Source organism: Butyrivibrio sp. FCS006 (assembly GCF_000424525.1).
Classification (GTDB): Bacteria; Bacillota; Clostridia; order Lachnospirales; family Lachnospiraceae; genus Butyrivibrio.
Genome location: NZ_KE384204.1, coordinates 137,348 through 157,601, shown reverse-complemented (window position 1 = coordinate 157,601; position 20,254 = coordinate 137,348). Strand labels below are relative to the sequence as shown.

The 20,254-nt window shown below is 45.9% G+C and carries 20 protein-coding genes and 1 tRNA gene; 1 reads left to right on the top strand and 20 read right to left on the bottom strand.

The window, feature by feature from the left end; translation table 11 throughout:
• The 12 genes from G633_RS0112000 to mtaB all read right to left on the bottom strand — a co-directional run bounded on the left by G633_RS0112000 (position 1) and on the right by mtaB (position 10,616).
• A complete protein-coding gene (locus G633_RS0112000; RefSeq protein ID WP_035771349.1) occupies positions 1–831 on the bottom strand; it encodes a CvfB family protein in 831 nt (276 codons plus the stop codon).
• Between the two features lie 39 nt (positions 832–870).
• Positions 871–1,599 (bottom strand): acyl-[acyl-carrier-protein] thioesterase, encoded by a 729-nt coding sequence (locus tag G633_RS0111995; protein ID WP_022768049.1) that lies wholly within the window; start codon positions 1,597–1,599, stop codon positions 871–873.
• Between the two features lie 72 nt (positions 1,600–1,671).
• A tRNA-Gln gene (locus G633_RS0111990) sits at positions 1,672–1,744 on the bottom strand.
• A gap of 156 nt (positions 1,745–1,900) precedes the next feature.
• On the bottom strand, positions 1,901–4,012 hold the full coding sequence (locus tag G633_RS0111985; RefSeq protein WP_022768048.1) for a glutamine synthetase III family protein: 2,112 nt from the start codon (positions 4,010–4,012) through the stop codon (positions 1,901–1,903).
• Between the two features lie 68 nt (positions 4,013–4,080).
• Positions 4,081–5,325: a peptidase U32 family protein gene (locus G633_RS0111980; RefSeq protein WP_026520055.1), complete on the bottom strand. Its 1,245-nt coding sequence runs from the start codon at positions 5,323–5,325 to the stop codon at positions 4,081–4,083.
• A gap of 13 nt (positions 5,326–5,338) precedes the next feature.
• Positions 5,339–5,983, bottom strand: a complete 645-nt coding sequence (locus G633_RS0111975; RefSeq protein ID WP_026520054.1) for an O-methyltransferase — start codon at positions 5,981–5,983, stop codon at positions 5,339–5,341.
• Positions 5,973–6,401 carry an endolytic transglycosylase MltG gene (locus tag G633_RS18235; RefSeq protein WP_051200163.1) on the bottom strand — a complete coding sequence of 143 codons (429 nt, stop codon included), beginning with the start codon at positions 6,399–6,401 and terminating at the stop codon, positions 5,973–5,975. The genes G633_RS0111975 and G633_RS18235 overlap by 11 nt, the downstream gene beginning before the upstream one ends.
• A gap of 18 nt (positions 6,402–6,419) precedes the next feature.
• Positions 6,420–8,099, bottom strand: coding sequence for a ribonuclease J (locus G633_RS0111965; protein ID WP_022768044.1), 1,680 nt, complete (start codon positions 8,097–8,099; stop codon positions 6,420–6,422).
• A gap of 59 nt (positions 8,100–8,158) precedes the next feature.
• Positions 8,159–8,422 (bottom strand): DUF1292 domain-containing protein, encoded by a 264-nt coding sequence (locus tag G633_RS0111960; protein ID WP_022768043.1) that lies wholly within the window; start codon positions 8,420–8,422, stop codon positions 8,159–8,161.
• A 6-nt stretch (positions 8,423–8,428) separates the two neighbouring features.
• Positions 8,429–8,854, bottom strand: a complete 426-nt coding sequence (ruvX, locus tag G633_RS0111955) for a Holliday junction resolvase RuvX (RefSeq protein ID WP_026520053.1) — start codon at positions 8,852–8,854, stop codon at positions 8,429–8,431.
• Positions 8,854–9,129 (bottom strand): IreB family regulatory phosphoprotein, encoded by a 276-nt coding sequence (locus tag G633_RS0111950; RefSeq protein ID WP_022768041.1) that lies wholly within the window; start codon positions 9,127–9,129, stop codon positions 8,854–8,856. Before G633_RS0111950 ends, ruvX begins: the two co-directional genes overlap by 1 nt.
• Positions 9,130–9,266: 137 nt before the next feature.
• Positions 9,267–10,616, bottom strand: a complete 1,350-nt coding sequence (gene mtaB, locus G633_RS0111945) for a tRNA (N(6)-L-threonylcarbamoyladenosine(37)-C(2))-methylthiotransferase MtaB (protein WP_035771346.1) — start codon at positions 10,614–10,616, stop codon at positions 9,267–9,269.
• Positions 10,617–10,690: 74 nt separating this feature from the next.
• Between mtaB and G633_RS0111940 the strand changes: the two genes are divergently transcribed.
• Positions 10,691–10,921, top strand: coding sequence for an HPr family phosphocarrier protein (locus G633_RS0111940; RefSeq protein WP_022766493.1), 231 nt, complete (start codon positions 10,691–10,693; stop codon positions 10,919–10,921).
• Between the two features lie 82 nt (positions 10,922–11,003).
• On the opposite strand, the gene thiI is transcribed toward G633_RS0111940, so the two are convergent.
• From thiI to hrcA, 8 genes are all read right to left on the bottom strand, one after another.
• Positions 11,004–12,206: a tRNA uracil 4-sulfurtransferase ThiI gene (thiI, locus tag G633_RS0111935; RefSeq protein ID WP_026520051.1), complete on the bottom strand. Its 1,203-nt coding sequence runs from the start codon at positions 12,204–12,206 to the stop codon at positions 11,004–11,006.
• Between the two features lie 10 nt (positions 12,207–12,216).
• Positions 12,217–13,374, bottom strand: a complete 1,158-nt coding sequence (locus G633_RS0111930; protein ID WP_026520050.1) for a cysteine desulfurase family protein — start codon at positions 13,372–13,374, stop codon at positions 12,217–12,219.
• Positions 13,375–13,382: 8 nt separating this feature from the next.
• Positions 13,383–14,141, bottom strand: coding sequence for an RsmE family RNA methyltransferase (locus G633_RS0111925; protein ID WP_026520049.1), 759 nt, complete (start codon positions 14,139–14,141; stop codon positions 13,383–13,385).
• Positions 14,141–15,178 (bottom strand): 50S ribosomal protein L11 methyltransferase, encoded by a 1,038-nt coding sequence (gene prmA / locus G633_RS0111920; RefSeq protein ID WP_026520048.1) that lies wholly within the window; start codon positions 15,176–15,178, stop codon positions 14,141–14,143. The genes G633_RS0111925 and prmA overlap by 1 nt, the downstream gene beginning before the upstream one ends.
• Before the next feature lie 73 nt (positions 15,179–15,251).
• The gene (dnaJ, locus tag G633_RS0111915) at positions 15,252–16,433 is read right to left on the bottom strand and encodes a molecular chaperone DnaJ (protein ID WP_026520047.1); all 1,182 of its coding nucleotides are present in this window, start codon (positions 16,431–16,433) and stop codon (positions 15,252–15,254) included.
• 5 nt (positions 16,434–16,438) lie between these two features.
• The gene (dnaK, locus tag G633_RS0111910; RefSeq protein WP_022768034.1) at positions 16,439–18,325 is read right to left on the bottom strand and encodes a molecular chaperone DnaK; all 1,887 of its coding nucleotides are present in this window, start codon (positions 18,323–18,325) and stop codon (positions 16,439–16,441) included.
• Between the two features lie 45 nt (positions 18,326–18,370).
• Positions 18,371–19,015, bottom strand: a complete 645-nt coding sequence (gene grpE, locus G633_RS0111905; RefSeq protein ID WP_026520046.1) for a nucleotide exchange factor GrpE — start codon at positions 19,013–19,015, stop codon at positions 18,371–18,373.
• Positions 19,016–19,045: 30 nt separating this feature from the next.
• Positions 19,046–20,110: a heat-inducible transcriptional repressor HrcA gene (gene hrcA / locus G633_RS0111900; protein ID WP_026520045.1), complete on the bottom strand. Its 1,065-nt coding sequence runs from the start codon at positions 20,108–20,110 to the stop codon at positions 19,046–19,048.
• Between the last annotated feature and the right edge of the window lie 144 nt (positions 20,111–20,254).

Sequence of the window (20,254 nt, the reverse complement as noted above, 5' to 3'; positions counted from 1 at the left end):
TCACTTTTTGACAATTGAATCGGGTTTTATTTCGATCTTGCCTTCCTTGAGAAGTCTTCCGACAGCTCTTTTGAACTCATTCTTACTCATGCCTGCCTTATCTCTGATAAGTTCAGGTGAAGCCTTATCCGTAAAGGGCAGCTTTCCGCCGCACTGCTCTATCATGGAAAAGACCTTCTGGGCATCTGTATCCATCTGAAGATATGCCTTTTCTCTGATGCTCAGATTGAGCTTGCCATCATCCTTAACAGACACAACTCTTGCTGTTACCTGATCGCCAATCTGAATGTTTCCATAGAGCTCTTTCTTGGGGATCAGACCTGAATATATATCGTCAACGGCTACAAAGGCACCGAAGTTGTCACTCATCTCATAAACAGTGCCCTTAACCTTGTCATCCTTGCCATAGGGCGAGTTTGTAAGCAGATACTGGTAAACGTTCATGGTCACACAGAGTCTGTTGCTCTTGTCGATGTACATGGCACAGAGCACCTCTTCGCCGGGTTTAACCTTTCTGGTCTGCTCCTTGAAAGGAAGAAGTACGTCTTTCTCAAGGCCCCAGTCCATGAAGGCTCCGATCCTTGCAACATCCTTGACCTTAAGCATTCTCACATCGCCCAGCATGATCTTTGGCTCATTGGTCGTTGCGATCAGCCTGTCGTCTGAGTCTCTATAGATAAAGACCTCTATCTTGCTGCCGACTTCTGTTCCTTCCGGAACCTGCTTATTTGGTAAAAGAACTTTCTCCTCCGGGTCGGTATCTGCAAGATACACACCGAAGTCCACCTTCTTAACTACCTTTAAAACCTGCTTTTCTCCTAATTTGATCATAAGTCCTCCGTTTCTCTCTACCGAGATTTCGCAATTGCTTCATTGCGCAATAAACTCAACCTTGCAGACACTATGTCCGTCTGCATCCTTTAAATTAATAGTATAAGACATATTGCCATTTTGCAAAGATTTATAAACATCGGGGTACAATATATCCCCAAGTCTTGCCTGTTTCCTGTATTCAGCCCTTATTCTCTTGATATTGATGCTCTCATTATCAAGTCTTCCAAGAGCCATTCTCACGTACTGTCCATTGTTTACGTGATTGTTCGTATCAAGATGGTGCTCCCTTACCACGATCTCATCCGCTGCCACAGGAGTAATATCTCTGGGAATAACAATCTTTCTTGGTAAGTATTCCATATCAAGGCGCTCCTCCACAGGATAAGCCTCAATGATCTCAGGAGTCACCTTGGCAGGAATCCCTTTTTCAAAGTTAAACAGTATCCACTCGGAATTGGCAATAGCAAGCCTCTCACCCTCTCTGGTGTCCATAAAGAAGTTACGAAGGCCAAAATAGCCCTTGATCTCGTAGGGCACAGTTCCTATTGTCACTTCCTCGCAAAGCTTTGGGAGCCTGTTTATCTCAATCTGCCAGGAACTCAAAACCCAAGCCAGTCCATTACTTTTAAGATACTCCATGGAAGCCGGTCCGTCCTGTGTCTGGAACGTAGAACAATCCTGAAAATAGTTGATCAGGGATTCTATTGTCAGTTCCGCATTGGTATCTGTTTCGCTGTATCTGATTCGTGAATTGAAGCTGTACATTGTTTTCCCCCGTGTGTTATTGCAGACGCACAAAAAAGCTCCTCAAAGCTAACGCTTTGAAGAGCTTGATAGCTGGGCTAGTAGGATTCGAACCTACGTAATGACGGAGTCAGAGTCCGTTGCCTTACCGCTTGGCGATAGCCCATCGGACAAGAAGTAATTATACGTGGTCTTTTTATTAATTGCAAGTACTTTTTTGATTTTTTTTAAAAAGTTTTGGTGAGTCAGTGGGGACGTTTCAGTTTGACTCATTTTGCTTCACAAAATGAGTCAAACTGAAACGTCCCCACTGACTCACATATTAGCCCTCGAAGAGCAGATCTGCATATGTAGGGAAAGGCCAATCCTTCTTATCAACAAGCATCTCAAGCTTGTCGGCAGGCTCGCGGAGAGCCTCCATGGAAGGTCTTACCTTATCTTTATAGAAATAAGCAAGCTTTCTCTCATCTGTGATCTTGCCGGCCTTGGCCTCATTGGCCTTAAGCTGGTCAAGGGCCTTCTTCATCTTGTTGAGCTCTGTTGTGATCTCATTAAGCTCATCAGCCATAGCTGAAGCATCAGCGCCTGCTGCCTTTACTTCGTTGACATCCTTGGCAAGACGTCCTGCGTACTTCATAACTGCAGGAATGATCTGCTTGGAAGCCATGTCGATCATTGTGAGAGCTTCGATGTTAATGGTCTTGGCGTAGTTCTCGAATATGATCTCTTTTCTTGATTCAAGCTCAACCTTGGTGTATACACCGAAGTCTTCAAAGAGCTTGATCGCCTTCTTGGTAGTAAGTGTATCTGCTGCCTCGATCGTGGACTTGATGTTTGGAAGTCCGCGTCTCTCAGCCTCTTTTACCCATGCGTCTGAATATCCGTCGCCGTTGAAGATGATCCTCTGGTGCTTGGTCAGGTATTCCTTCATAAGGTCATGAACTGCAACATCAAAGTCCTTGGCCTTCTCAAGAATGTCTGCTGCCTCGCAGAAAGCCTCGGCAACGATGGTGTTAAGCGTTGTATTTGAGCTGGCCATTGAATCTGATGAGCCAACCATTCTGAACTCGAACTTATTACCTGTAAAGGCAAAAGGTGATGTACGGTTTCTGTCTGTTGCATCCTTCTCAAACTGAGGAAGAGTTGAAACACCGGTCTTAAGCTTGCCTCCGCGCTTGCTGGACTTGGCAACGCCGGTCTCGATTAGCTGTCTTACAACGTCCTCGAGCTGCTCTCCGAGGAATACGGAAATGATTGCAGGAGGAGCCTCGTTGGCACCAAGTCTGTGGTCGTTTCCTACATCAGCTGCGCTCTGACGAAGAAGGTCAGCGTGTGTATCAACTGCCTTAAGTATGCATGCAAGCACGAAAAGGAACTGAACGTTCTTGTTAGGTGTATCACCGGGATCAAGAAGGTTCACGCCGTTATCTGTGCAAAGAGACCAGTTGTCGTGCTTACCTGAGCCGTTAACTCCGGCGAAGGGTTTCTCGTGAAGAAGGCATCTCATGTGATGATGCTCTGCAACTCTCTTCATGGTCTCCATAATGATCTGGTTGTGGTCTACTGCGATATTTGCAGTCTCGTAGATAGGAGCAAGCTCGTGCTGTCCGGGAGCAACCTCGTTGTGCTGAGTCTTGTCCGGAACGCCAAGCTTCCAGAGCTCTGTGTTGAGGTCCTTCATGTACTCTCCGACTCTCTCACGGATAACACCGAAGTAGTGATCCTCCATCTCCTGACCCTTTGGAGGCATTGCTCCAAAAAGTGTTCTTCCGGTAAAGATAAGATCCTCTCTCTTCATGGACTTATCCCAGTCAACAAGGAAGTATTCCTGCTCAGGTCCAACGGATACGTTGACTCTCTTGGCTGTAGTGTTGCCAAAGAGTCTTACGATTCGAAGAGCCTGCTTGTTAACTGCTTCCATGGATCTTAAAAGAGGAGTCTTTTTATCAAGAGCTTCTCCTGTATATGAACAAAATGCTGTAGGGATGCAGAGTGTAACACCTGCTCCGGACTCCTTAAGGAAAGCCGGTGATGTGATATCCCAGGTTGTATATCCTCTTGCTTCGAATGTAGCTCTAAGGCCGCCTGATGGGAATGATGATGCATCAGGTTCACCCTTTATAAGCTCTTTTCCTGAAAAAGAAGTGAGCATGTGGCCATCGGCGTCAGCGCTTCCAACAAATGAATCATGTTTCTCAGCTGTAATGCCTGTAAGTGGCTGGAACCAGTGGGTGTAGTGTGTTGCTCCCCTCTCCATTGCCCAGCTCTTCATCTCGTTGGCAACAACATCAGCAGACTCCTTGGAGAGTTCTCCGCCGTTCTCGATGACGTTTATAACTTCCTTGAAGACAGACTTCGGAAGGCGCTCTCTCATCGTCGCGATGGTAAAGACGTTCTGACCAAAGATCTCTTCTACATTAACCACATTGCTCATCCTATGTTCCCCTTTAAACTGAATTTGTATTCAACTATACAATAATTCTTAGAAAACTCAAGTGTTTTTTACTGTTCCTTGGTGGAATCCTCTGCATCCACTCTGAGAATATCGTATTTTGAAGGCGTGACAGAAAGGTCAAGATAAATGACTTCCTTGGAGTGCGGACAGGACTCTACGGCTGTTCCGTCCTCTCTGTACATGCCTTTTACTGTAGTCTTTACATCAGTTCCGTCGGGTTTCATGATCTCAATCTCATCACCCACGGAGAACTTGTTTCGCTGTTCTATTCTTGCATACCCCCTCTCGTCAATGTCATAGACGATTCCGAGGTAGATATATTCATTTATGTAAGTGTTGTTGTCATAGATCTGAGTCTCATCACTGGGCTTGCCAAAATAAAAACCTGTGGTGAACTGACGGTAAGTACATCTTGAAATCTGATCAAGATACCACGGCATGTTCTGCCTGTATTTCTCCTCTGACTCAAAGTAGTCGTCGATGGCCTTTCTGTAAGTCCTTGCCACAGTTGCAACATAGAGGGCTGTCTTCATTCTTCCCTCGATCTTGCAGCTATCAACACCTGCATCCACCAGCTCCGGAATGTGCTCTATCATGCACAGATCCTTGGAGTTGAAGATATAGGTTCCACGCTCGTTCTCATAGACAGGAAGGTATTCACCGGGTCTTTTCTCCTCAACAACCGCATATTTCCATCTGCAGGGATGAGTGCATGCGCCGTGGTTGGCGTCACGCCCTGTGAAGTAATTGGACAAAAGACATCTTCCCGAATATGAAATGCACATAGCGCCATGGATGAAGCACTCCATCTCAAGGTCATCCGGAATCTTGGACGTTATCTCTTTTATCTCATTTATGGAAAGCTCTCTGGCTGCAACGACTCTCTTGGCTCCGAGGTCATGCCAGAAATTATAGGTCTCATAGTTGGTGTTGTTGGCCTGGGTTGAAACGTGGATATCAATCTCAGGGCATATCCTTCTGGCCTTCATGAAGATGCCGGGGTCGGCGATGATAAGAGCGTCCGGCTTTAGCTCTTTTAACTCATGAAGATAAGTCTCAACTCCGTCGAGATCGTAGTTGTGAGCCAGGATATTTACGGTGACATGGACCTTAACGCCATGGGCGTGGGCAAACTCTATGCCCTCCTTCATCTCGTCGTGGCTGAAATTCTTGGCCTTGGCACGAAGCCCGAAGGCATCTCCGCCGATATAAACCGCATCGGCGCCGAAGGTTACGGCTGTCTTAAGTACTTCAAGACTTGATGCAGGTATTAAAAGTTCAGGTTTTTTCATTGATTCATTCCTCTTATAACTTAACCGAAAGTGTCATTCCGTCGCCAACGGTCAGGATGACTGTGTTTAGCTGATCGTTGTGCTTAAGCTCATACAGATACTCGCGCATCCTTGCGTGGATGGTGCGATTTCTTCTTGTTACCGCAAACCTTGACTCAAACACGTCTCCGTCCTGGAGGACATTGTCTGAAACCAAAAGTCCGCCTTTATTAAGAATCCTCAGGCAGTCAGGCAAAAAGTTGATGTACTGCCCCTTGGCTGCGTCCATAAAAATAAAATCATACCCCGGATCAAGACCCTTTAAAATATCTGTGGCGTCCCCCTCCAACAGTGTGATTTTACCTTCAGTGTCGTATTTGGAAAAATTCTCCCTTGCTACGGGAATTCTTTTTTCAAACTTCTCTATAGTTGTAATTTTGGTATCTGCATCTGTATATGCTGCCATTAAAAGTGCAGAAAATCCCACAGCGCAGCCAACTTCCAAAATGTTCTTAGGCTTATTCTGGGCCATTAGAAATTTAAGAAGTGCCTGTGTATCCTTGCGGATAATGGGAACCTGATCCTCTAGCGCTGTTCTCTCCAGTTCATCAAGAAACGGGAGATTGCCGGGATCAAGAGAATTTATAAAGCTGCTGATCCTGTCGTTCTCACCCACCATCTGACTCGTCTCCGCTCTCCTGGCTCTGCTGGCCCTCTTCTCCTTCGGCTCCCTCCTGTCCGCCTGACATTATCGTCAGCATCTCTTCAGGAGTCATGGCTGTGCTAAGCTCATAGGTTCCGGGCTTTTCCTTTTCATGGTACTCCGAGAATCTCTCCTGGAGCTTAAAGAGTGTCTTGTCCTTGATAAGACCAAGGCCGGCAAGATTGTCAGCTATGGTATCCACATCATCTCCGCTCTTAACGGTAAAGCTCACAGTTCTTCCTGTTCCGGAGGAAACAGCTGACTGATTAAAGATCTGGTATCCATAGCTGTAAGCCAGCTTAGAATATTTTGAGATCAGCATGATCACAATGATGACAAAAGCTGCCTTAACAGCCAGGTCCAGAAATCCCAATGCAAATTTTTTTGCGTTCATAAAAACTCCCCGAAGGCCTTAGAAATGTGTATCCATAATGATCGGCATGATCATTGGCCTTCTCTTTGTCTTTTTCCATATGTAATCGCTAAGGGTATCCTTGACGATGTTCTTGAGCTTGGTCCAGTCGGTAATGCCCTTCTCAAGTGCCTCCGTAACGTCGTCGTAAACCATGTCCGTCGCATCCTCAATGAGTTTGTCGGACTCCCTTACATATACAAAACCTCTTGAAACAATGCTCGGGCCTGATACAAGCTGAGCACTGTCCTTGTCGATTCCAAACACAACAATTACAATACCATCTTCTGCAAGATGCTGTCTATCTCTGAGGACAACATTTCCTACATCGCCGACACCAAGGCCATCAACAAGGATAGCTCCCACAGGAACCTTGCCTGCCACTTTGGCGCTGTCCTCTGAAAGCTCAAGGATCTCGCCTGAGTGAAGGATAAAGATATTCTCCTTGGGGATTCCAAGGTCTTTTGCAATCCTTCTCTGAGCGATGAGATGTCTGTACTCACCGTGAACAGGCACGGAATATTTAGGCTTAACCAGTGTGTAGATGAGCTTGATATCCTCCTGACATGCGTGTCCTGAAACGTGCACATCCTGGAAAATAACCTCTGCTCCCTTCATCTGAAGTTCGTTGATGATGTTGGTTACCGCCTTCTCATTACCCGGAATCGGATGAGATGAGAAGATAACTGTATCTCCGGCACCTATAGTGATCTTTCTGTGCTGACCGTTGGCCATACGGCTAAGGGCAGCCATACTCTCTCCCTGACTTCCTGTTGTGATGATGGTAGTCTTGCTGTCAGGGAAGTTCTTGATCTGATCAATATCTACAAGAGTGTTCTCAGGAATCTTGATGCACTCAAGCTTCTGGGCAATATCAATGATGCTGACCATACTCCTGCCTTCTACCGCAACCTTACGGCCGCACTTGTGGGCGGTGTTTATGATCTGCTGAACTCTGTCAACGTTGGATGCAAAGGTAGCAACGATGATCCTTGAGTTCTCGTGATCCGCAAACAGGTTATCAAGGGCCCTTCCTACAGTCTTCTCAGAAGCTGTAAATCCGGGACGCTCTGCATTTGTCGAATCACACATAAGGGCGAGAACGCCTTTTTTACCAATCTCAGCGAAGCGCTGAAGATCGATGGGATCTCCGTATACAGGTGTATAGTCAACCTTAAAGTCTCCTGTGTGCACAACGGTTCCTGCCGGTGAATAAATCGCAAGAGCTGCTGCATCAACGATGGAGTGGTTTGTTCGTATGAACTCAACCCTGAACTGTCCAAGGTTTATGGACTGTCCAAACTTTACAACCTTTCTGCGGGTCTTTTTAAGAAGGCCGTGCTCCTCGAGCTTGTGCTCGATAATGCCCATGGTAAGGCGTGTAGCGTAAACCGGCACGTTGAGCTCATGAAGAACATAAGGAAGCGCACCGATGTGATCCTCATGTCCGTGGGTAATTACAAAGCCCTTTACCTTGTCAATATTCTCCTGCAGATATGTGATGTCAGGGATTACAAGGTCGATTCCCAGCATGTCATCGTCGGGAAAAGACAATCCGCAATCCACTACAATAATACTGTCTTCGTATCTGAAGGCAGTGATGTTCATTCCAATCTGCTCAAGTCCACCCAACGGTATAACCTGCAGCTTGGACGTGTTTTCAGTTTTCTTTTTGCTCAATATAATTCCTCCATATAAATTTGGCGGACGCACAGAATAGGATATAAACCTCTTGCCCGTTAAATATCCAGATCTATGCCATCCTCAGAAAGCAGCTTACTAAATACACCTGCAACTGCTTCAAGCTCCAGGTCGTCATCCACGATAACATAAACTGCCTCTTCATCTTTTAAATCGGAGTCGTCGCGCAGTATAAGCGCCTCTCCGTCACCATCTTCTTCATCTGTGACCAGTAGATATGTCTTGCCACCTATTGTGGTCTGTTCAAGACAGTAAAACTCTACCGCATCTTCGCCATCGGGGCTAAATAAAATCTTTTCCAAAATAAATCACCTTTTCAATCTGTTGTCCAGATAGTCCTGAAGAATTATCTGGGCTGCAATCATATCAACGTACTCTTTTCTGTCTTTCCCCTTGATGCCGGCTTCATCCATTATCTCATCCGCCTCAACTGTTGTAAGGCGCTCATCAAGCATCTCCACAGGAAGTCCTGTTCTTCTCTCAATCCTGTCTGCAAATTCCAGGCATAACTTAGAGCGCTCAGAGACCGACTCATCCATATTCAGGGGCAGTCCCACAACAACCTTCTCCACCCCGTACTCCTGAATGAGTTCTTCTATGCGCGCAAGAGTTCTTCTAAGTTTATTTTCTTCTTTTCTACGGATAATTTCTTTGCCCTGGGCAGTGAGCAAAAGCTCGTCGCTGATCGCCACTCCCACAGTCCTGGACCCGTAATCAAGTCCCATGATCCTCATTACTTCTTAGCCCAATCGTTGCTCTTTATGTACTCTGTGAGCATCTCCTCAACGAGTTCGTCTCTCTCAACCTTCATGATAAGGCTTCTTGCACCCTTGTGGCTTGTGATGTATGTAGGGTCTCCGGACATGATGTAACCAACGATCTGGTTTACAGGGTTGTAGCCCTTCTCAAGAAGTGCATCATAAACTACTGAAAGTACCTTTTTAACGCCTGTCTCAGGTTCTACTTCAACTTTGAAAAATTGGGTATTTCCTAAATCCTGATCTGCCATTATTTTTTCTCCATTCTTATATTTTGTGAGGGAGCCTCCCCTCTTATAATCCTTCAATTAAACAATATACCAATATAATGATACCAAACCATTTGCATTTGTTCAAATTTGAGTCAAACTGAAACGTCCCCACTGACTCAAACCAGAAGCGTCTCGTCGTTTAGCATTCCGGTTGGCACAACGCTTGTGATCTCGCCGGATACAGCCTCTTTGTAAGCGTCTGTCCCCTCTTTTACAGCAACTCTGACATATCTGTCTGTGTGCCCTATCATGTATTTAGCGCCGCCGTGCTCCTCTTCATCCTCCCAGAGGACCTTAAGCTCTTCGCCGATAAAAGACTCCCTGTAGGCCTTTGAATCTCTCTCTGTAAGTTCGATCAGCACATCGCTTCTTGCAGACTTCTGTCTGTCGGTGAGCTGGTCGGGAAGACCTGCTGCCACGGTGCCCTTTCTTGGTGAATACTTAAAGACATGCATCTCGTAGAATGCAATGTCCTCCGCAAATTTCCTGCACTCCTCAAACTCTTCCTCAGTCTCGCCCGGGAAGCCAACGATAACGTCAGTGGTTATAGCCGGCCTGTCAAATGCCTTGCGCAAAAGACCCACCGACTCCATATACTCTTCGGCGGTGTAATGTCTGTTCATTCTCTTAAGCACTGAGTTGCATCCGCTCTGGAGAGATAAGTGGAAATGAGGACAGAGCTTACTGATCTTTGCAAGCCTCTCAACATTTTCAGCGGACATGAGCCTTGGCTCAATTGAGCCCATACGTATCCTCTCTATACCTTCAATTTCGTTAACTTTCTCAAGAAGGTCTATAAGCTGAGGCTCGCCCTTATCAACACCATAAGACCCTACATGGATACCTGTTATTACTACCTCTTTCAGGCCTTTTGCCGAAAGGTCTCTTACCTCAGAGAGAACATCCTCCATATCACGGCTTCTGACCCTTCCTCTCGCGTAAGGAATTACGCAGTAGCTGCAGAACTGATTGCAGCCGTCCTGAACCTTGATGTAGGCCCTTGTGTGCTCGGGAAGTTCCGATAGTCTCATGTTCTCATATTCGTGTGTAGCATTTATGTCTATGACGCTCTTTCCGCCCATGGTCTTGTCAAAAGAGCCTTCTCTTGCCGACACGAATTCCTCAAGAATATCAACGATCTCTGACTTTTTGTTATTGCCGATTGCAAGATCTATGCATTCATCCTTCTTGACGCCGTCCATTCCTGTCTCTACATAGCATCCGACAGCCACAACCACAGCGCCAGGATTTTCTTTTTTTGCCTTGTGGAGCATCTGTCTTGATTTTCTGTCGGCGATGTTGGTAACGGTGCAGGTGTTTATGATATAAACATCCGCAACATCAGTAAATGGCACGATTTCACAGCCTGCAGCAGACAGCTTTTGCCCCATTACATCCATCTCATAACTATTAACTTTGCAACCAAGGTTGTGCATTGCAACCTTCAAACCACTAATCTTATTCATTTTTATGTTGAAAACCTCATTGACTTTTGACAATCATACGTTTACTATAAAGAAAAGAAGGAGGTACTTGACCAATGAAGACAGTTAAGATTTCTTTAAATTCCATCGATAAGGTTAAATCTTTCGTAAACGATATTACGAAGTTCGATTATGACTTCGACCTTGTATCAGGAAGATATGTTATCGATGCCAAGTCTATTATGGGTATTTTCTCACTCGATCTTTCAAAGCCGATCGACCTTAATATCCATGCAGAAGACGGCGCTGAAGAGATCCTTGAGGTTCTCAAGCCCTACATGGTCTAATCAATTTTTGATTAGATCTTCTTAAGAAGATTATTACAGACCATCCCAATTTGGGATGGTCTTTTTTTGCATAAATACCGCTTTATTTCTTTATCTCAATTACTTCGTCTGTATCAAGCGCTATCTGAACCAGCTCATCGATCTTCTCTGCGAGGTCCTCCTCGTGTCTTTCAATAATATCGAGCCTTGGCTTTGTTACAGGGTGCTTGGCAACGAAGATAGTGCAGCAGTCCTCGTAAGGAAGGATAGATGTCTCATAGGCATCAATCTTAACCGAGATATCTACAATGTCCTGTTTATCAAAGGCAATAAGTGGCCTGTAAACCGGCATGTCTTTTACCACCTCACCTGTACACATAAGGCTCTGCATAGTCTGGGATGCTACCTGTCCGATGCTCTCACCGGTTACGAGTCCCATGCATCCGGATCTTGCTGCCAGGATATCTGCGATCTTCATCATGTATCTTCTCATGATGATGGTAAGCTCGTCGTGTGGGCACTTTTCATATATGTACATCTGAATATCTGTAAAGTTGATAACGTGAAGCTTGATGTTACCTGTGTACTTGGCGATAACACCTGCCAGGTCGACAACCTTCTGCTTGGCCATCTCACTGGTGTATGGAGGAGCATTGAAGTAAACAGCCTCCATATCAACACCTCTCTTGGCGATCATGTAGCCTGCAACAGGTGAATCAATTCCGCCGGAAAGAAGAAGCATTGCCTTTCCTGCTGTACCGATGGGCATTCCTCCGGGTCCGGGGATGATCTCAGAGAAGATGTTTAGTTTCTCACGGATCTCAACATTTATAAGGATCTGAGGATCATGCACGTCAACCTTCATCTCTGGGTAAGCATCAAGGATTCTGCCGCCGATCTCAGCTGCCATCTCCATTGAGTCCATAGGATAGCTCTTATCAACTCTTCTGCACTTAACCTTGAAGGTACGATTCTTGTCCGGGTATACTCCGTCAACAAAGTCAACAACCGCCTTGCACACTCCGTCTACATCCGGAAGGTTGTTCTCTCCGTCTCTTTCAATTGTAACAGCAGGACAGATTCCGGTTATTCCAAAGACTCTCTGAAGTGCGGAAACAGTCTCATCAAAATCAAAGCCTGTGGCCTCGACGTATACTCTTCCTGCAACCTTGGAGATCCTGAACTCTCCGTCGCACTTTGCAAGAACTCTTTTGATCTGCTTAACAAGTGCATCCTCAAAGATGTATCTGTTCTTGCCCTTAACTCCTATCTCTGCGTATTTGATAACAAAAGCATGGTACTGCATATTTTTCTCCTTAATGCCTGTAAAACTTTCTCATGGTTTCTACCTGTGAAGAGAGGACGTCCAGAAGGTAGTCGATCTCCTCTTTGGTTGTCTGGGTGGACATACTGATACGGATGGTTGATTCCAAAAGACTCTTATCAAGCCCGATAGCCTTTAGTGTGTCCGAAACATGTGGATTGTTGGAAGTACATGCACTTCCGGCTGAGACGTAGATCTCCTTGCTACTTAGCATGTTAAGGATGGTCTCCGCCGCCAGTCCCTTGATTGAGACGCTCACAATGTGCGGAGCTCCCTTCTCGCACTCAGGGCCGTTAAGCCTTATGTCGGAAATCCTCTCAGTAAGGCTCTCCATCAGGTATTTCTTGAGCTCGTAGAGAGCACTTATCTTTGTATCAAAATCATCGTAGCACATCTGCGCAGCCAGGGCCATTCCTGCGATTCCCGGGACGTTCTCTGTTCCGGATCTCATGCCCTTTTGCTGGCCTCCGCCGTAGCAGATGGGAACGATCTTTGTGCCCTTTTTGATGTACAAGAATCCAACTCCTTTTGGTCCGTGGATCTTGTGCGCGCTGACAGCCAAAAGATCGATGTTCATGGACTTTGGTCTTATCCTGAACTTACCGTAGGCCTGCACAGCATCTACGTGAAATACTATCTGTTCATTTATAGATTTAATGAGCTTGCCGGCTTCAGCGATTGGCTCAACTGCACCGATCTCATTGTTTACAAACATCATGGACACCAGAATGGTATCCTCTCTTATAGCGTTCTTAAGGTCATCGAGCCTTACAACTCCGGTCTCATCAACAGGAAGATAGGTTACCTCGAACCCTTCCTTAACAAGCTCCTGGCAGCTCTCCAATACAGCCGGATGCTCAATTGAAGTTGTTATGATGTGCTTGCCTCTCCAGGCATTGGCCCTGGCAGCACCGATTATTGCCGTGTTGTCTGACTCTGTTCCTCCGGAGGTAAATACTATCTCCGCAGGATCAACCTTCAAAGTATCCGCTATAGTCTCTCTTGCACTAAAGAGTCTGTTGCTTGAAACCACGCCCATGTGATGGACACTTGAAGCGTTTCCGTATTCTTCTGTCATTATCCTGGCCACCAGCTGTGCTACTTCGTCGTAAGCTCTTGTGGTGGCTGAATTATCTAAATATGCTCTCATTTTATTTCTCAGCTTTCAAGGTGATACATAAGCCATGCTATTGCTGTAAATCCGGCTGTCTCAGTTCTCAGAATCCTCTTGCCCAGTGTGATGGGCTTTATGTTATTCTCTGAGCACAGCGCTATCTCTTCCTCGGAAAATCCCCCTTCGGGGCCGATGAAAAGAGCTATGTTCTGCCCGGGTTTAATATCCTCAATTATCTGCCTGGTCACCGATATGTCTTTTGCATTCTCGTAGGGAATAAGGCGCACTTCAATGCCTTCGCTCCCGCAGTACTCTATGGCCTGCTTCATGGTCATAGGCATTAAAACTTCAGGAATTATGCCACGCTTGCTCTGCTTGGCAGCAGCCTCTGAAATTGCCTGCCATCTCTTTATCTTGGCAGGAGCCTTCTTCTCATCGATCTTAACAACGCACCTCTTGGTCTTCATGGGTACGATCTTAAAGGCTCCAAGTTCAACCGCCTTCTGGATGATGAGCTCCATCTTATCAACCTTGGGAAGTCCCTGGAAAAGATATATCTTAGAGGGCAGCTCGTTCCCAAGCTCTTCAATAAAGCACAGATTGCCGATGACGGATGAATCCCTTATCTCTTCTATCTCGTAAAAGAGCTCTCGCCCTTCATCCTCTTCTCTGATGCTTACAGAGAACTGCTCTCCTACCTTCATGCGAAGGACGTTTACTATGTGGTTGTAATCGCTGCCTGTTATCTCAACCTTCTTGAGGTCAGAACTCACCTGACAGCTGTCTACAAAGAAATGAAACATCAGTTTTTCCTCGATGTGATTGAAACCCAGTCTCCCTGATGATGGATCTCGAGGATCTCAAGACCTGCATCAAGATGTGCCTTCTTTACTTCCTCTTCCTTGGTGTTAATGATACCTGAAGTGATGTAGATTCCACCGCTCTTAAGCTGGTTAAGGATGACAGGTGTCAAAGGAACCAGTACGTTTGCCAGAATGTTTGCGACAACAATGTCATACTTGTCGTATCCAACCTTGTCCTGGACTTCTTTATCGTCAATGATATTGCCGATCATCATGTCAAACTTATCGGCAGAAATACCATTGTTCTCCATATTTTCTTTTACCGCAGGAACTGCGCATTTATCAAGGTCTGTTCCCACAGCATGCTTTGCTCCGAACATAAGGGCAAGGATTGAAAGAACTCCGCTTCCTGTTCCAACGTCCAAAAGCTCTGTGTCCGCTGTTACATATTTCTTGAGCATCCTGATGCAGAGCTGTGTTGTCTCGTGCATACCTGTACCGAAAGCTGTTCCGGGATCGATGTGAAGGACCATGTTAGCCTTTCCCTCGTCCTCTGCGCTCTCTTTCTCCCAGGATGGAATAACAAGTATATCATCAATATAGAATTTATGAAAGTACTGTTTCCAGTTATTGATCCAGTCTATATCCTCGGTGACATCAACGGATATTGTGCCGTCGCCTATATCAGAAAAAGACTTAAGTTCATCAAGCTTCTCTCTTATGGCCGCCTGCATCTCTTCAGGAGTCTTTTTTACTTTCTCTATCTCTCCCTCGTCATTTGGAAGTTCAACCGTGAGCATGTTGTCATCATCTATCTCTACAAAAAAGCTAAGATAAGCAACTCCGCTCTCAATGCCGTTTTCTGTCTCGTCCGGCTCAAGCTCAGGCGCATCGATGAACATCTGCTCCTTGTCTGCTGCAGATAAAGGTGCATTATCTTCGATCTGTGCTCCCTCAAGGCCGATGTCCTCAAGGTAACTTACAATAATATCTTCTGACTCTTCATTTGTTCTAACACGGAAACGCATCCATTTCATAATAAAATTCCTCTTTTGCACTAAAAAACTACCGTAGTTAATGCTTCTAACTACGGTAGTATATCACACTTATTTACGATTCCCAAAATTTCTTTTTCTTTTTGCCGCCTGAGCCTCCGGAGTTACTATCTTCATTACCCATGAGTCTCTCAGCTGCTGTAAGAGAATCGCCTGTCTTTTCATCGAACTTCTTAAGAAGGTCCTTAGCTTCCTTGGAGAGTTTCTCAGGAACCTGTACCACAAGTGTTACATAGTGGTCACCTCTCTGCTCCTTGTCTCTAAGGGATGGGATACCCTTTCCGCGAAGTCTTACTCTTGTGTCTGTCTGGGTTCCGGCCTTAACATCATAAGCCACCTTACCGTCGACAGTATCTATAAGAACTGTTCCGCCCAGTGCTGCAATAGCAAAGGATACAGGAACCATTGAATAAACGTTGTAACCGTCTCTCTGGAAAATAGGATGCTCAGATACAACAACCTCAACAAGAAGGTCTCCTCTTGGTCCGCCGTTGACTCCGGGTTCACCCTTTTCTCTTATTCTTACACTCTGGCCGCTATCAATGCCGGCAGGAATTGTAACCTTGATCTTCTTGCGACTTGCAATGTATCCGGTTCCGTGACAGTCGGCACACTTCTCTTTGATGACCTTACCTGTACCGCCACATTCAGGACATGTCTGAACGTTTCTTACAGTGCCAAAGAAGGACTGCTGTGTATATACAATCTGTCCCTTACCACCGCACTTGGTACATGTCTGTGGTGATGTTCCGGGTTTAGCTCCGGTTCCATGACATGTTGGGCATGGATCCTTAATGGTGAGCTCAAGCTCTTTCTCGCAGCCAAATACAGCCTCAAGGAAGGTTATGCGCACGCTTGCACGAAGATTGGCACCCTTTGAAGGGCCACTTCTTGCGCCGCCTCTTGCACGTCCGCCTCCGAAGAAGTCACCGAATATATCACCAAAGATGTCGCCAAAGTCTGCACCGTTAAAGTCGAATCCACCACTGAAGGGATTACCGCCGCCCTCAAAGGCCGCATGTCCGAACTGGTCATACTGACGCTTCTTCTCAGGGTCAGAAAGTACCGCATAAGCTTCGGATGCTTCCTTGAACTTATCGGCTGCAGTCGCATCACCCGGATTCATATCCGGGTGATACTTCTTGGCAAGCACTCTGTATGCTTTCTTTATTTCGTCCTCAGTGGCATTCTTACCAACGCCCAGGACCTCATAATAGTCGCGTTTCTGTTCCGCCATTTAACTCAGACCTCTCTGTAATCTCCGTCAACTACATTGTCATCATTTGAAGATGTGCTTCCTGCGTTCATATCAGGACCTGCGCCGGCACCCATATCAGGGCCTGCACCTGCAGCACCTGCTGCTCCCTGAACGTTCTCATACATCTTAGCAAAGAGTGCCTGAGCATCGTTCATGAGCTTCTCCTTCTGGCTCTTAAGAGAATCGATCTCTGAGTCTGAAAGCTCTTTATCCTTGGTCTGCTCAAGTGTTTCCTTGAGAGCCTTGATGTCATCCTCAACTACCTGCTTCTGAGAAGCGTCGATCTTGTCGCCAACTTCCTGAAGAGCCTTCTCTGTCTGGAATACGAAGGAGTCAGCGTCGTTTCTTGCATCGATGCCTTCCTTACGCTTCTTGTCCTGAGCCTCGTACTCCTGAGCCTCTTTAACTGCCTTATCGATATCCTCATCAGACATGTTAGAACCGGCTGTGATTGTGATGTGCTGCTCCTTGCCTGTTCCAAGGTCCTTAGCTGATACGTTAACGATACCGTTAGCATCGATATCGAATGTAACCTCGATCTGAGGAACACCTCTCATTGCCGGAGGGATTCCATCAAGTCTGAACTGTCCAAGTGACTTGTTATCCTTAGCGAACTGTCTCTCACCCTGAAGTACGTTGATATCTACGGCTGTCTGGTTATCAGCAGCTGTTGAGAATACCTGGCTCTTCTTGGTAGGAATTGTTGTGTTACGCTCGATAAGTCTTGTAGCAACACCACCCATTGTCTCGATTGAAAGTGAAAGAGGTGTTACATCAAGAAGAAGGATATCGCCTGCGCCCTCATCACCTGCAAGCTTACCACCCTGGATACCTGCACCGATTGCTACGCACTCATCAGGGTTGAGGTTCTTGGAAGGCTCCTGGCCTGTGAGCTGTTTAACCTTCTCTACTACGCAAGGAACACGAGTTGATCCACCAACAAGGAGAACCTTACCGATATCTGCGTTTGTAAGTCCTGCATCCTTCATAGCGTTCTGAACAGGGATAGCTGTTCTCTCTACAAGATCGTGAATGAGCTCTTCGAATTTAGCTCTTGTAAGATCTACATCGAAGTGCTTAGGGCCATCAGCGCCTGCTGAGATGAAAGGAAGGTTGATGTTGGTTGTTGTTGAAGAAGAGAGCTCCTTCTTAGCCTTCTCTGCAGCTTCCTTAAGTCTCTGCATAGCCATCTTATCGCCTGAGAGGTCAACGCCCTCTTTGTTCTTGAAATCCTGAACCATCCAGTTGATGATCGCCTGGTCGAAGTCATCACCACCGAGGTGTGTATCACCGTTTGTTGAAAGAACTTCGATAACGCCGTCACCGATATCGATGATTGATACATCGAATGTACCACCACCAAGGTCGTAAACCATGATCTTCTGCTCTTTCTCGTTATCAAGACCGTAAGCCAGAGCTGCTGCTGTAGGCTCGTTGATGATTCTCTTTACCTCAAGACCTGCAATCTTACCTGCGTCCTTAGTAGCCTGACGCTGAGCATCATTGAAGTAAGCAGGAACTGTGATAACTGCCTCTGTAACCTTTTCGCCGAGATACTGTTCTGCATCAGCCTTCAGCTTCTGAAGGATCATAGCTGAAATCTGCTGAGGTGAATACTTCTTGCCGTCGATTGTACGGCCGTGATCTGTACCCATATCTCTCTTGATTGATGAGATTGTGTTCTCAGCATTTGTTACTGCCTGACGCTTAGCAGGCTCGCCGACGATTCTCTCGCCGTTCTTTGTGAAAGCAACGATTGAAGGTGTTGTTCTAGCGCCTTCTGCGTTAGCGATAACGGTGGGCTTACCACCTTCCATAACTGCTACGCAGCTATTAGTTGTACCAAGGTCGATACCAATAATCTTACTCATTTCTTTTTCCTCCGTTTATAATAATAAGATTCTGTATTTACTAAGTTATTGTGCTACAGCCACCATGCTGTGTCTGAGCACTGTATCATGGAACATGTATCCCTTCTGAAGCTCCTGGGCAACGATTCCGGATTCGTATTCCTGGGATTCCACCTGCATTACTGCATTGTGGAGGTTTGGATCAAACTCTTTTCCAACCGCTTCTATGGGGGTTACTCCTAGATCTTCAAGCTGCTTGATGAGCTGCTTGTAAATCTTGTTCATGCCGTCTGCAAAAGCTCCGTCTTTCTCAGCCTCGGGAACTGCTGCAAGACCTCTCTCAAAGTTATCTACTACAGGAAGGAGCTTCTCAAGGACATTGCCCTGTCCAAGTTCGAACTGCTGTGATTTCTCTTTGTCGGTTCTCTTCCTGAAGTTCTCAAATTCCGCCATCTGTCTCAGGACTTTATCATTAAGTTCATCAATCTTTTCCTGAAGCGGATTCTTCTTTTCTTTTTTATTTTCTTCTTTTTCTACAGTAGCCTCTTTTTCAGCATCATCTTTTTCCTCCTGTGAATCAGGTGTCTGTGCTGTTTCTTTCTCTTTGGCTTCCTCTTCAAGTTCTTCCATGATGTTCTCAAGAACTTCTTCTTTTTTCTTTTCCTCAGCTGATTTAGCCTTGGAAGAAGCCTTCTTCTTATCCTCGCTCAATTCCAATTGCCTCCTTAAAGCTTATGGGATCTAATCCCTTTTATATAGATCATCAAGTGCATGACGCATGTTCTTAAGCGTCGTTATAACCTTGTCGTAATCCATTCTCTTGGGTCCGATGATTCCTACGGTGCCCTTCATGCCATCACCAAGCTCGTACGTTGCGGTAACAACGCTGCAATCCTTCATGGACTGGATCGGTGTCTCGTTTCCGATGTAGACCTGGATTCCGGTCTCTTCATGGTCAGAGGAGAGTGTATCCTCAACGATACTCGAAAGGTCTTTGGTATCCTCAAAGGTGCTGATGAGCTCGCTGGCCTTGGCCGAATCCGTAAGCTCAGGATACTTAAAGAAGTTCATCGTACCGCTGGTATATATCTGAAGGTCGTCATCTGCTGTTATTGATTCTGCAGCCGCATCGATGACGTTTCCGATGATCTCACTGTGAATTCCGGCTTCCTGCTTGACTGCTGCGATAAGTCCTAAGTTGATGTCCTCTACAGCAAGTCCGTCCAGCCTTGTATTCATGAGAATGTTAAGCTTGAGCATTGTTGCGTCATCAAGTTCCTCTTCAACGGGAATGATCTTGTTCTTAATGACGTTTCCTTCTATGACGATGGTCGCCAGAAGGTGCTCTGCATCAACCTTGGAAATCTGGATGAACTTGAGCTTGTTCTTGCGGATCTGAGGTGCTGAGATCATTGTGGCGTAGTTGGTATCAACCGCAAGTGTCTTGGCCACCTGCTTAAGGAGGTTCTCAAGCTTCTCTTCCTTATCAAGAAGCATCTCCTTCATGTTCTCAACTTCCTGTTCCTTGTCCCTGAGCATCTCGTCTACATAGACTCTGTAACCCTGGTCGGAAGGAATTCTTCCCGCAGAAGTGTGGGGCTGAATTATAAGTCCCATCTCCTCAAGGTCTGCCATCTCATTTCTGATGGTGGCTGAACTCAAGTTAAGATCAGTATCCTTGGAAATAGTCCTTGATCCGACAGGCTCTCCTGTCTCAAGGTAGTTCCTTACTATTGCATGTAGTATGGTTCTCTTTCTCTCATCAAGTTCCAAGTCTGTACCCCTTCCTCTGTCTCCGGATTTCATTGAAAGGCTTTTATTTTGAGTTGTTAGCACTCAACTCATTTGAGTGCTAACATCTTCTCTGTAACATAAAATATCACTCGCGAGAACTAATGTCAACCTTCTAAATGTTAAATATGGATAAAAAAAACAGCAGGCACTGAAAGT